Origin of the sequence: Thiomicrorhabdus sp. Kp2, assembly GCF_000478585.1 — a bacterium.
Lineage (GTDB): Bacteria > Pseudomonadota > Gammaproteobacteria > Thiomicrospirales > Thiomicrospiraceae > Thiomicrorhabdus.
In genome coordinates this window covers 1,148,643-1,161,731 of sequence record NZ_ARWI01000001.1, presented here as the reverse complement: position 1 = coordinate 1,161,731, position 13,089 = coordinate 1,148,643, and the positions used below count along the sequence as shown (strand labels likewise).

10 protein-coding genes are annotated in these 13,089 nt (G+C 41.4%); 6 read left to right on the top strand and 4 right to left on the bottom strand.

The window, feature by feature from the left end:
* Nucleotides 1-74: 74 nt before the first annotated feature.
* From A379_RS05585 to A379_RS05570, 4 genes are all read right to left on the bottom strand, one after another.
* Nucleotides 75-2,408 (bottom strand): nitric oxide reductase activation protein NorD, encoded by a 2,334-nt coding sequence (locus A379_RS05585; RefSeq protein WP_040726554.1) that lies wholly within the window; start codon nt 2,406-2,408, stop codon nt 75-77.
* A 78-nt stretch (nt 2,409-2,486) separates the two neighbouring features.
* On the bottom strand, nt 2,487-3,305 hold the full coding sequence (locus A379_RS05580) for a CbbQ/NirQ/NorQ/GpvN family protein (RefSeq protein WP_040726551.1): 819 nt from the start codon (nt 3,303-3,305) through the stop codon (nt 2,487-2,489).
* 323 nt (nt 3,306-3,628) lie between these two features.
* Nucleotides 3,629-3,979: a ribulose bisphosphate carboxylase small subunit gene (locus tag A379_RS05575; protein ID WP_040726549.1), complete on the bottom strand. Its 351-nt coding sequence runs from the start codon at nt 3,977-3,979 to the stop codon at nt 3,629-3,631.
* A 23-nt stretch (nt 3,980-4,002) separates the two neighbouring features.
* Entirely contained in the window at nt 4,003-5,421 is a 1,419-nt protein-coding gene (locus A379_RS05570; RefSeq protein ID WP_040726547.1) for a form I ribulose bisphosphate carboxylase large subunit, read from the bottom strand.
* A gap of 207 nt (nt 5,422-5,628) precedes the next feature.
* On the opposite strand from A379_RS05570, the gene A379_RS05565 reads away from it, so the two are divergent.
* The 6 genes from A379_RS05565 to A379_RS05540 all read left to right on the top strand — a co-directional run bounded on the left by A379_RS05565 (nt 5,629) and on the right by A379_RS05540 (nt 13,071).
* The gene (locus A379_RS05565) at nt 5,629-6,555 is read left to right on the top strand and encodes a LysR family transcriptional regulator (RefSeq protein ID WP_040726546.1); all 927 of its coding nucleotides are present in this window, start codon (nt 5,629-5,631) and stop codon (nt 6,553-6,555) included.
* A gap of 56 nt (nt 6,556-6,611) precedes the next feature.
* On the top strand, nt 6,612-7,553 hold the full coding sequence (locus tag A379_RS05560; protein WP_040726540.1) for a LysR family transcriptional regulator: 942 nt from the start codon (nt 6,612-6,614) through the stop codon (nt 7,551-7,553).
* A gap of 255 nt (nt 7,554-7,808) precedes the next feature.
* Entirely contained in the window at nt 7,809-9,209 is a 1,401-nt protein-coding gene (locus tag A379_RS05555; RefSeq protein ID WP_040726535.1) for a ribulose-bisphosphate carboxylase, read from the top strand.
* A gap of 174 nt (nt 9,210-9,383) precedes the next feature.
* On the top strand, nt 9,384-10,184 hold the full coding sequence (locus tag A379_RS05550) for a CbbQ/NirQ/NorQ/GpvN family protein (protein WP_106381686.1): 801 nt from the start codon (nt 9,384-9,386) through the stop codon (nt 10,182-10,184).
* Nucleotides 10,185-10,345: 161 nt separating this feature from the next.
* Nucleotides 10,346-12,610: a nitric oxide reductase activation protein NorD gene (locus A379_RS05545; protein ID WP_040726530.1), complete on the top strand. Its 2,265-nt coding sequence runs from the start codon at nt 10,346-10,348 to the stop codon at nt 12,608-12,610.
* An 11-nt stretch (nt 12,611-12,621) separates the two neighbouring features.
* Nucleotides 12,622-13,071 (top strand): hypothetical protein, encoded by a 450-nt coding sequence (locus tag A379_RS05540; RefSeq protein WP_040726528.1) that lies wholly within the window; start codon nt 12,622-12,624, stop codon nt 13,069-13,071.
* Nucleotides 13,072-13,089 lie beyond the last annotated feature (18 nt).

The window sequence follows — 13,089 nt, the reverse complement described above, 5'->3', positions numbered from 1 at the left end:
TCAAATTTGGGTATAAAAAAACCCTAGCCAGTTTCCTGACTAGGGTTTTGGACTTGATTAGCAAATAAAGCTAATTAAGTTGTCAGGTTGGCAAATAATTGCGGTAACTTCTCTGGTAGTTTCATTACGTCATCAACAATAGCATAACGATTCTGTCCAAAGATATTATGTACATATTTATCTGCGTATTGGTCAATCGTTAAGCAGTATGAGTGAATACCTTTTGATTGCAGCTCTTCAACGGCTTTCTTGGCATCCTGTTTCAAATACTGACCATCTTGTTCATCAATATCAGCAGGCTCACCATCGGTAATCACTAACAGTAGCTTCTGCTTGCTGTTCTGTTGTTCAAGATAGTGCCCAGCATGACGCATCGCTCCACCCATACGGGTTGATAATCCACCTTGCATGCCCGCTAAACGAGCGTGAACGTCAGCATCAAAAGAGTCATCAAACTGTTTAAAACGGACATACTGTAAATCATGACGACCATCCGAAGAGAAGCCATGTACAGCAAATTGGTCGCCAATACCATTGATGGCATGTGAAACCAGAATGGCCGCTTCTTGAGTTACTTCCAGAATGGTTCTATCCGTATCAGCAACCATCTCATTAGTGGATTCAGATAAGTCTAATAAGATAACCACCGATACTTCACGGCTACGAATCACATTTTTCATGGTAATTCGTGGATCAGGTTCCTGTCCCATACGGATTGAAGTGATGGCCTCAACACAAGCATTCAAATCTAACTCATCACCGTCTTCTAAGCGACGGATACGTTGTAAACCAACCGCTTGTAATTTATCAACAATTTGTTTAATGCGGTGAGCAATCCCTTTATTGGCATCTAAGATACGATTATAAAGTTCAGGATCACCTTTTTTAGCACGACGTTCATACAGTGTTACCCAGTTAGGACGGTTCAGTTGAACACGGTAATCCCACTCGTGATAGTGGTAAGGGTCTGAAACAGGTTCAATCCCTTCCATTTCATTGTAAGAAATACCGTTGTCTTCATATGGCATTAACTCAGAACCGAGTACCCAAACTTCATCATGGTCAACATCAACCAGTTCTGAGTCTATTTCGTTAATCATCTCCATAACCGAGACGTGACGGCGAACGGTTTCTTGGTAGCCAGTCGAGCCTGCTTCCATCTCCGCCCACTCTTCTGAAGCCCATACAAAACGGTTATCATCACGGTAGCCAAAACGTTGTTTATTCAGCTCTGTTAACGAAACCCATTTATTGGTTGCGATGTTGAGTACGTTATGTAGTAAAACACCTAACTCCCAAGACCATTTTTCATTGTCGAGGTTGTCTTCGATTTCAGAATAGAACTTATCGGCAACAATCATCAGTTGCTCATCTTGCAGGTCGTATTGTTCGTCCATCAGTTTAATGGCAAGTTGCTCAATGCGATAAGCATTAGACTTAGGATCTAAATCGACTTGTTCCTGGCTCGCTCTGATGACTTTCATCCACAGGTTGCGTAACCCTGGGAACTGCTTAATGGCATTGTATTCCACTCGTGCATCTTCGATGATTTCGATAAAAAACATCTGCTGTGGTGTTAGCTGTTCCATTGAAATAGCCGCTTTACTGTAGCAAACGTGTGATGCCAAGTGCGCTGCCATTGCACGATAAAGCTCACCACCTGATACGTCACCCAAATCATTTAGGGCGTCTGGCAGGTGTAAAGCCATTTTTTCAAAATAAGGTTTAAAGTCCTCAAAGTCAGCTGCAGCTGGACGGATAAAAAAATCACGAGCCCAGAAAGCACGCAGGTAAAAGTTGATTGGTCGATGGAAATCGATAAACAATGAACCCTTACGCTGTTGCTGAAATACCGCTTTTGAATCTTCAGACTCTAAACCAAAGTATTTAATTTGCGCAGGGAAGTTACGGGCGTGTGCTTGCGCACCCCATTGAGCCCAACGACGTAAACCAGATACAGTCAGCTTAGACATAAGCTCATCCATATTGGCTAACATTGGACGCATGCCACGAGGTGTTTTAGAACCAATTTGATAAATCAGAGCTAGATATTGTCTGGTCAGATCGATATCACGTGTTTTATCGGCAATGGTCGGCAATGAATCCAAAACGAGCGCAATGACTTCACCAGAAGTTACTGATGATAGTTTCATTACGTTTTCATGGATATCGTCCAGAATCTCGTCTTCAACCTTAGCAATAACTTGTGGAACTGCTTCAAGATAACTCACTACAACATCTTGCCCTTTACCAAGATAGGCAAGCGCATTGGCGTTGTCTAACCACTCTTCTCGAGAGTGCTCATTCATGTAGTGAGAAGCTTCTTGTATCAAAGAGTCAAGCATATCCTCTAGTTGAGGAACGCTTTTAATCAATGATGCTTTGACTTCTTCTAGATCAAAACTCATAACATTATCCTATACATTTTTAAATTCAACTGAGTGCCTGGCTACATCTTCAGCTAAGAGTTACCAGGCCTGGTGGCTTTATTCAAAAAATGTATCTACTGTTGTTAATAACGTATCTAAAATATCATCATCATCCGTTAATGGAGTGATAAGCGCCATAGTACAAGCTTTCTTAGGGTCTACACCTTTATTGATTAATTGTGCTGCGTAAACCAATAGACGAGTAGAGATACCTTCATCCAATCCGTGACCTTTCAGGTTACGAGAGCGTTGAGCGATTTGAACCAATTTCTCAGCGGTTGCTGCATCGATTCCTGCTTCTTTAGCTACGATGTCTGCTTCAATCGCTGCTTCAGGATAGTCAAAACGGAAACCACCAAAACGTTGCTTAGTCGATTGTTTTAAGTCTTTCATCATTGACTGGTAACCAGGGTTATAAGAGATAACCAACTGGAAATCAGGGTGAGCTTCAACCAATTCACCTTTTTTATCCAAAGGTAAAATGCGACGGTGATCCGTCAGCGGGTGAATAACAACGGTAGTATCTTGACGTGCTTCAACCACCTCATCCAAATAACAGATAGCACCGATACGAGCAGCAACTGTCAAAGGACCATCCTGCCAACGAGTACCGTTGATATCGATTAAGAAACGACCTACTAAATCAGATGCGGTCATGTCCTCGTTACAAGCAACCGTAATTAGAGGCTTGTTTAGTTTATGAGCCATATACTCAACAAAACGTGATTTACCACAACCAGTAGGACCTTTAAGCATGATAGGCATACGCGAAGCGTAACCAGATTCAAATAACTCAATTTCATCCGCAACAGGGCGGTAGAAAGGTTCTTCTTTAATTAGGTATTGAGATGGATCTAATGCATTGACTTCTGACATGGGGTTTCTCCGTTAGCATGACAAATTCAAAAAAGAGTTTTCAAACTTTTAGATTTGTTCACTTATTAGAAATAAACAAATCTAAAGTGAAAGGTCGGCCAGTTTCGGGGCCAGCCGACCCGTGTTACTAAATCGTGAGGTATAAAAGTGATTTAGCAAACTTGGTTAAGAAAGGCCTAGACTTAATTGTATAGGCATTTCTCAGAATTTGGATAGACTAGAAAAAGCTTTTCTAGTCTAAAAGGTTGGTGGTTTATAAACTTACCAGGCCTGGTAAGTTTATAAAGAACACCTGATATCAATAAGAGCGTAACACGCTGTTATTACATATCACCACGCTTAACAAGCATGTTAGCACCTTGAGACTGCGCAAAGTTATCATAACCAATCAAACGAACGTGGTTGTTTGGGTTAGCTTTGATGCAGTTATCAACTTCAGCAAGTACTGCGTCTGCAGAAGTTTCACCGAACATTGGAAGTTTCCACATGTACCAGTAGTAATCAGTAGCACGCTCTGGCTCTGAATGTTCGATAGCTGGGTTCCAACCTTTATCGATGATGTACTGAACCTGAGCTTTAACTTGGTCAGCACTCATAGACGGAAGGTATGAGAAAGTCTCAGCCTTACGTGACTTAGGGTCAGAGATTCTTGAAGGGTAATCTTGTACACTCATTGGTATATTCTCCTAAATTTCAATTACTTATGCTTAACGTCAAGCTTGTCAACTGTGTCGAATTCGAACTTGATTTCTTTCCAAGTTTCCATAGCGATCTTAAGTTCTGGGCTATCTTTAGCAGCGTTAGTAAGGATATCTTTACCTTCTTTCTCAACTTCACGACCTTCGTTACGAGCTTGTACACAAGCTTCCAACGCAACACGGTTAGCAGCTGCACCAGCGGCGTTACCCCATGGGTGACCTAAAGTACCACCACCGAACTGAAGAACAGAGTCATCACCGAAGATAGTAACAAGAGCAGGCATGTGCCATACGTGAATACCACCAGATGCAACTGGAATAACACCAGGCATTGCACCGAAGTCTTGATCGAACATGATTCCACGAGCACGATCTTCAGGAATGAAAGAATCACGCATGATATCGATCCAACCTAGAGTTGCTTCACGGTCACCTTCTAACTTACCTACAACTGTACCTGAGTGTAAGTGATCACCACCAGATAGACGTAGAGCTTTAGTTAAAACACGGAAGTGAATACCGTGGTGTGGGTTACGGTCAATTACACCGTGCATTGCGCGGTGAATGTGTAACAACAGACCGTTTTTACGGCAGTAGTTAGCTAGACCAGTGTTAGCAGTGAAACCACCAGTTAGGTAATCGTGCATGATGATTGGCGTACCAATCTCTTTAGCGAATTCAGCACGCTCATACATTTCTTCTGGCGTACCAGCAGTAACGTTTAAGTAGTGACCTTTTTTCTCACCAGTTTCAGCTTGAGCTTTCTCGATACCTTCCTGACAGAATAGGAAACGATCTCTCCAACGCATGAATGGCTGTGAAGTTACGTTTTCATCATCTTTAGTGAAGTCAAGACCACCACGTAGGCACTCATATACTGCACGACCGTAGTTCTTAGCAGAAAGACCTAGCTTAGGTTTGATAGTACAACCTAACATTGGACGACCATACTTGTCCATTTTGTCACGTTCTACTTGGATACCGTGTGGAGGTCCACCACAAGTCATAACATACGCTAGTGGGAAACGGATATCTTCTAGACGACAAGCACGTAGTGCTTTAAATCCGAAAACGTTACCAACTAATGAAGTCATTACAGATACAACTGAACCTTCTTCGAAAAGATCGATTGGGTATGCAATGAAAGCGTAGAAACAAGTATCGTCACCAGGAACGTCTTCAATTCTATACGCACGACCTTTATAATAGTCAAGGTCAGTTAATAAGTCAGTCCAAACAGTTGTCCATGTACCTGTTGAAGATTCTGCCGCAACAGCTGCTGCGATCTCTTCACGCGGAACACCATCCTGTGGAGTTACTTTAAAACATGCTAGAAAATCTGAGTCTTTTGGCTCGTAATCTGGCATCCAATAAGTTTCGCGGTATTCTTTTACACCGGCATTGTAAGTCTTAGCCATGTTCTACCTCATTTAGGTTAAAAAAACTGTAATCTGAAAATCGTTTATTAAGTTGGGAAGTCGTCCCTTCGTTTTCAGTTGCTGCCCATGTTAAAAACTTTCTTCAATCTTGGCAATACAGCGATTGTTATGCACAACATATACAAATGTATATAATAGAAAAGTCTGAAATTCATCAATTTACAATGGCTAGGATCAAATTTTACTATGCATAATCTCCATGTTACTGCCCAACAAATCCGTATATTTGAAGCGGTTGCACGCAACTTGAGTTATACCAAAGCGGCTGAGGAATTGAGTCTTACTCAGCCTGCCGTTTCGATCCAAGTGAAGCGTTTAGAAGAGAATAATGATGTCAAATTTATTGAGGTAGTGGGTAAAAAATTGTTTCTTACCAGGCCTGGTGAACATATGTATAAGAGTTGCCAGAAGATATTAGATGAGCTAAAAGAACTCAATGTCAGTATCAAATCTGAGCAGGCTCGTATTGATGGTGAACTTCGTATTGCCGTTGTCACACCAGCCAAATATTTTATGCCTTATATTCTCAAAGCTTTTTTGAACCGTTTTCCTGATGTTAAGCCAATGATAACGGTTATCAATAGACGCCGAATCCTCGATGAGCTCAAGCATAATCAGTATGATTTGTCGATTATGGGACGGGTTCCTGAGGACTTAAAAATGGATGCCTTTCCCTTTTTTCAAAATGAACTTGTGGTCGCGGCGCCCTCAAAACATCCCCTCTCTAAGGAGAAAAAAATTCCAATTACGGCCTTGTCAAATGAACGCTTTTTGATGCGTGAGAAAGGGTCTGGTATTCGGGATTCTGTTGAGGATAGATTTAAAGAAAATGGTATTGATTTAGAGCCTTATATGGAGCTGGGCAGTACAGAAAGTATTAAACAAGCTGTAATGGCTGGGCTAGGTATTTCAGTTTTACCAAAGCAAGCGATTCGCTTAGAAACTCGCTATCGACATATTGATGTGTTGGATGTAGAAGGTTTTCCTGTTACCCGTGATTGGTATGTGGCCAAAATGTCGGGAAAATCATTGGTTCCAGCTGCAGAAGCTTTTTTAGATTTTGTGAATGCTGTGGATATTAATAAACTATTAGTTATGTCTGATACACGTTAAACCTGTTTTTTTGTCATAAAATATTCATAAAAATTCTTATTGATAGGTAGTCTCTAATGCCTGAAAAAATATCCGTTCTTGCTCGAAACGCCACTTTAAGACAGTTACAAGTGTTTGAAAGCATTGCGAGGCATAATAGCTTTTCTAGAGCTGCTGAAGAGTTGCATTTAACTCAACCCACTGTTTCAATGCAGGTTAAAAAGCTCAGTGAGGCTTTAGATACGCCGCTGTTTGAACAAATCGGGCGTAAGGTCTATTTAACGGATGCGGGCAAAATACTCTACGAGTCTACGGATATCATTCTCAAACAGTTATCTATAACAGAGCAAAAGATTAATCATCTTAAAGGGTTTTCGGGCGGTAGTGTTAAGCTTGCAGTGATCTCAACAGCTCAGTATTTTGTGCCTAAAGTCATTCATGAATTCACCCAGGCTTATCCCGATGTGACCATCTTATTACGTGTGGGTAACAAAGAGACGCTCTTAGAAAGAATTGCAAAAAATAGTGACGATTTCTATCTGTTAGGCCAGCCAACTGAAGAGCTTAACGTTGAATCTTCTCAGTTGGCGGTTAACCCACTTGCCTTTGTGGCCAATGCAAATCATCCTTTAGTAGGTAAGAAATTAAATATTACCGATCTGGCCAATGAACCGTTTTTAATGCGTGAAACGGGGTCAGGTATTCGCGCCCAAATAGATAAAGTGTTTGCTGAGTTTGAGTTTCAACCACATATTAAAATGGTTTTAGGTGGAAATGAGGCGATACGTTTGGGTTTATTGCAGAACTTAGGTGTGACAGTTGCCTCCGTTCCAACTTTAATGGAAGAGATTGGCCAAGGTAAGATAAAAATCCTTGATGTAAAGGGGTTTCCGATCAATCGTCATTGGTACTTGGCTTATCCAAAGGGTAAAGTGCTCTCCATTGCGGCAGAAAAATTAATAGAACTACTTAAAGTAGAAGGCCAAACGCTGAGTCAGAAGGCCTTTAACGAATTTTGATAAGGGGTTCGTGAACTTTACATGTCTGTTTTGTTATCAATAAACTTCAAATAAAAATGTATTTTCTATAGTCTTAAAGCTATAGGTTTAATCAAAATTATTGATTTGAACTTATCGCTTAGCTCTCTATAATGGTCTCTCGTTTCGGGGTTAAATCAAATTTAATACTTCTTAAATGATTTGAAGTATCAAAGATTTAACTAAAAATTAAGGGCAGTGAATTTCATCACAAACCCCAAAATTGAGGTATAGAAAATGGATCAGTCGAATCGTTACGCTGACTTAACTCTTTCAGAAGAGAAATTGATTGCTGATGGTAATCACCTATTAGTTGCATACCGTCTTAAACCAGCTGCTGGTTACGGTTTCCTTGAAGTTGCTGCTCACGTTGCAGCTGAGTCTTCAACAGGTACTAACGTAGAAGTTTCTACTACAGATGATTTCACACGTGGTGTTGATGCATTAGTTTATGAAATCGACGAAGCTGCATTTGGTGAAAAAGGTGGTCTGATGAAGATCGCTTACCCAGTACCTCTATTTGATCCTAACCTAATTGATGGTTTCTACAATGTTTCTCATATGTGGTCTCTAATTTTAGGTAACAACCAAGGTATGGGTGACCACGAAGGTCTACGTATGTTAGATTTCTTGGTTCCAGAGCAAATGGTTAAGAAGTTTGACGGTCCTGCGACTGATATCTCTGACCTATGGCGCGTATTAGGTCGTCCAGAAGTTGATGGTGGTTACATCGCTGGTACTATCATCAAGCCTAAGCTTGGTCTACGTCCTGAGCCATTCGCTAAGGCATGTTATGACTTCTGGCTTGGTGGTGATTTCATCAAAAACGATGAGCCACAAGCTAACCAGCCTTTCTGCCCAATGGAAACAGTTATTCCTATGGTTGCAGAAACTATGGATCGTGCACAGCAAGCAACAGGTCAAGCTAAGCTTTTCTCTGCTAACGTAACTGCTGACTGGCATACAGAAATGATCAAGCGTGGTGACTACATCCTAGAACAGTTTGCTAAGTACGGTAACGAAAAACACGTTGCATTCCTAGTTGACGGTTTCGTAACTGGACCAGCTGGTGTTACAACTGCACGTCGTGCTTTCCCTGATACTTACCTACACTTCCACCGTGCTGGTCACGGTGCGTTGACTTCTTACAAGTCACCAATGGGTATGGATCCACTATGTTACATGAAGTTATCTCGTCTTATGGGTGCTTCTGGTATCCACACTGGTACTATGGGTTACGGTAAAATGGAAGGTCACGGTGATGAGCGCGTTTTAGCATACATGCTTGAGCGTGATGAGTGTCAAGGTCACTACTTCTATCAGAAGTGGTACGGCATGAAGCCTACTACTCCAATCATCTCTGGTGGTATGAACGCGCTACGTCTACCTGGTTTCTTCGAAAACCTAGGTCACGGTAACGTAATCAACACTTGTGGTGGTGGTTCATTCGGTCACATCGACAGCCCAGCTGCTGGTGGTATCTCTCTAGGTCAGGCTTATGACTGCTGGAAGACTGGTGCAGATCCAATCGAATACGCTAAAGAGCATCCAGAATTTGCTCGTGCGTTCGAATCATTCCCTGGTGATGCAGATAAAATCTACCCAGATTGGCGTGAAAAATTGGGCGTTCACAAATAAGAAATTCGTTTACGAATCTTATTGGAACAACCAAAAGGAACCTCTGCTTTCGAGCAGGGGTTTTTTTTAATGCACAATATAGACCTTTCTCAAGGTTATTTATCACTGTGTTTTCTATTGAAAATAGAGTGCTAAATCACTTTTCACAAACCATTAATGTTACGGGGAACAGACATGGATATTTCACAATACAAAATTGATAACGAACCATTTTATGATGCTCAATCAAATGAAGTTGAGCTTTACGAAGCGGCTTATGCTGCACGTTTACCAGTGATGGTGAAAGGGCCAACTGGTTGTGGTAAATCTCGTTTTGTTGAGCACATGGCTTGGAAATTAGGTAAGCCTATCATCACTGTTTCTTGTAACGAAGATATTACCGCTTCCGATTTGGTTGGTCGCTACCTTCTTGATGCTAACGGAACACGTTGGGTTGATGGTCCTCTGACGATGGCGGCACGCTATGGTGCAATCTGTTATTTGGATGAAGTGGTTGAAGCACGTCAAGACACGATGGTTGTTATTCACGCCTTAACGGATCACCGTCGTGAACTATCTCTAGATAAAAAAGGTGAGTTAATCAAAGCACACCCAGATTTCCAATTGGTTATCTCTTATAACCCTGGTTATCAATCTTTAATGAAAGATTTAAAACAATCTACCAAGCAGCGTTTTTGTGCATTAGATTTTGATTACGCAAGTGCAGAAGTGGAAGCGCATATCCTTCAGAAAGAGGGTGGGGTTGATGAAGCGACCGCTAAGAAACTTGTTCAAATTGCAGAAACGGCTCGTAACCTAAAAGGTCACGGTTTGGATGAGGGTATCTCTACTCGTTTGATGGTTTATGCAGCGACGTTAATCAACCAGGGTATTACACCAGTTGAAGCTTGTAAGATGGCGTTGGTTCGTCCGATTACAGATGATGCAGACATCCGCGAAACGCTTGATAACGCCATTCAGATGATATTTGGTTAAAAAATAGTTTATTCATAGAACCACGAAGACACGAAGACACGAAGATTAATTAATGAAATTAATTCTAGGGTGTCTCGTGGTTACTCTACTTAGTCGGTAAGGCTCTCCTAAAATTTATCCTCTTCGTGTCTTCGTGCCTTCGAGGTAAAAGAGAATTTGTTATGAATGAAGAATTATTTGCTGAATATCAGGAAAAGTTTACCTGTAAGTTTCCAAAAGCAGTCGAGCTGTTTCCAGAACTGATTGACTATGCTGATTCAAAATTATCAGCAGAAGGTGTCCAGGCCTATTTAGATGGTGCTAACTTCTTGTGTAAAATCGGTCAAGGTGTTGAGCCTGTGCTGGTTTATATGGAAGTGATGCCAGATATCGCATCGCATTTTGGCCAAGGTACCAACAAAATGGTTGCCGACTTTGCTTATTTAATGGCACGTAGTCCTAATAAAAAAGCCTTGGTTCCTTTCTTATCTACATTAGGGCACGTTTGTCGTCGCATTGATCGAATTGAAGATTTACAGTTGTATTTCGATATTATTGATGAGTATGTCGATAAGACTCAGACGGTGATTCATGGGCATCATTCTATACATGAAAGCCCAGGTATGGTGTCGTTAATGAACTCCATGCCACAACTTATTTCCAAGTTGTGTCTGAATGGTATTCGTAATTTTATAGACTATGGTGCGCGTAACTATTTGAATGCTCCAGATGAGCAGATTGCTTATTTTGAGCTAGAATCGCATGATGCTAAGAGCATTATCACCCGTGAGCGCAAGGGTACGACCTTTAAGGATGTGGAACGTCACATGGATATGCTAAAGAGCTGCATGTGGGATTGTGATTTACCTTTCCAAACCTTTGCGACAGCGTTTGACCAGTTGCGTAAGCCTGTGCCTTATCTGGATGATGACATCATCGCTGTACCAGATGTGTACGATGCAGAGAATGGCGTTTCTGGTATGGATCGTTTTCGTGCTACGCTTGCACATATGATGGCTCACTTTAAGTGGTCTGGTAAGCTCATGGCAGATAACTATGCGCCACATATGCAGCTGTTTATTTCAGTATTTGAAGACAGTCGTGTTGAATATCTGGCAATCCAAAAGTATCCAGGTTTAAAGAAACTGTTCATGGCTTTACATCCTTATCCTGAAAAAGGCGCTTGTGATGATGCTAAGTTTTCTTGTTTACGTTACCGCGCCACGCGTATGTCTCGTGCTTTACTCGATGAGAACTTTGACCCAGAAAACCCTCTGCTAGAAGAGTTTCGTGCGCGTTTCCATAAGGTGATGGCAGACAAAGGTGAAGATTCCACGACAGCAGATATGGCTGAGTTAGGAATTGATTTTTATGTGAAGTCGCGAAAACAGTCATCAGACAGCATGCCTAAAGTATTCTTTGATGATACTGAAATCTCTTATCGAGATGACAACCGTTATATCTGGTTCTTCTATGAAGAGTATGACGAGCCTGATGAAATCATGCCAAACGAATATGAAAACGAAGAGAAAGTCGTTCAAAATGAAGGTGGTTTACCACCACGTCATTATGATGAATGGGATTACATTTCGGAAGGTTATCGTCCTGATTGGACAACGGTTTATGAGCGTCTTCACCCATCGGGTGATGCAGGTAAGATTGACCGCTTGATGGAAAAACATGGTGACCTAGCCAAACGTTTGAAAAAAATGATTGAGATGTTGAAGCCACAAAATAAAAAGCGTATTCGTTTCCAAGAGGAGGGCGAAGAGCTGGATTTGGATGTGGCGATTCGCTCTATTATTGACTTTAAGAGTGGGCAAGCTCCAGACCCACGTATTAACTATAGTCATACAACCGATAGTCGCAATATTGCGGTGATGTTATTAGTGGATACATCGCAATCGTTAAATGAACGCAACCAAGAAACTGGGCAAACGCTGTTAGAGCTTTCGGAAGAAGCTTTGGCAATTACCGCTTGGACAGTTGAACAGTTGGGTGATAAATTTGCTATCGCTGGTTTCTGTTCGGATACTCGCCATGAAGTGCGTTATCAGCATATTAAAGGGTATTCCGAAGGCTATACTGATGAGGTAAAAGCGCGTATTGCTGGTATGGAAGCGTCCTATTCAACTCGAATGGGAGCGGCCATGCGTCATGCGGCACACTATCTTGAAGCTCAGCAAGCTGAGAAGAAGTTGATGCTGGTGTTAACAGATGGTGAACCTGCGGATATTGATGCTAAAGACCCGCAAACGCTCATTCAAGATACCCATAAAGCGGTTGAAGAGTTGCAAAGTAAAGGGATTTACTCTTACTGCATTACGGTTGACCCTAAGGCCGATGAGTATGTGGCGGATGTGTTTGGTAATCAATATACGGTTATTGACCATGTAGAGAAATTACCTGAACTGTTACCGCAAGTCTTTATGAAGTTAACACACTGATTGGGAATGCTATGACAAATTTTGTGAAACCTACTATGACGGTTAGGGCAAGCTTCGATTTTCGTGGTGAAACTTTCCATTATGAATCCGAAATTGATTTGCCACATTATATTGATGATGTCGATTTATTTTTGGAACAACTTCCAAGTCGTATGGCAAAAGAGAATGACTTGGATGTGATTTCGTATAAATTTGAAATGTTGGAATCTAGTGAGATTGAAGTGATTCGTTTTCAATCAAGTATTGAATCGGCATTGCCGAATTTACCAATACATGTTGAAACCTTTCTCGATTTTTATCAAAAAATAGGGCCTGATGCGTACTTACAAGAAATTGCTGAGAGGCATCAGCTGGATTTAGAGAAAAACCCTCATATTGCGAAAGCTCTTAAAGCGGCTTATGAACTTGGGAATGAACATAAACCTAAGAAAAAGCCGTTAAACACCAATGGTTGGTTTTAACGGCTCGTCATACCTATT

Bases quoted from the DNA above. Each gene is read 5' to 3' on its own strand.
- A379_RS05565 (WP_040726546.1), top strand. From the start codon at position 5,629: ATGCATAATCTCCATGTTACTGCCCAACAAATCCGTATATTTGAAGCG.
- A379_RS05540 (WP_040726528.1), top strand. From the start codon at position 12,622: ATGACAAATTTTGTGAAACCTACTATGACGGTTAGGGCAAGCTTCGAT.
- A379_RS05555 (WP_040726535.1), top strand. From the start codon at position 7,809: ATGGATCAGTCGAATCGTTACGCTGACTTAACTCTTTCAGAAGAGAAA.
- A379_RS05570 (WP_040726547.1), bottom strand. From the start codon at position 5,421: ATGGCTAAGACTTACAATGCCGGTGTAAAAGAATACCGCGAAACTTAT.
- A379_RS05580 (WP_040726551.1), bottom strand. From the start codon at position 3,305: ATGTCAGAAGTCAATGCATTAGATCCATCTCAATACCTAATTAAAGAA.
- A379_RS05585 (WP_040726554.1), bottom strand. From the start codon at position 2,408: ATGAGTTTTGATCTAGAAGAAGTCAAAGCATCATTGATTAAAAGCGTT.
- A379_RS05550 (WP_106381686.1), top strand. From the start codon at position 9,384: ATGGATATTTCACAATACAAAATTGATAACGAACCATTTTATGATGCT.
- A379_RS05575 (WP_040726549.1), bottom strand. From the start codon at position 3,979: ATGAGTGTACAAGATTACCCTTCAAGAATCTCTGACCCTAAGTCACGT.
- A379_RS05545 (WP_040726530.1), top strand. From the start codon at position 10,346: ATGAATGAAGAATTATTTGCTGAATATCAGGAAAAGTTTACCTGTAAG.
- A379_RS05560 (WP_040726540.1), top strand. From the start codon at position 6,612: ATGCCTGAAAAAATATCCGTTCTTGCTCGAAACGCCACTTTAAGACAG.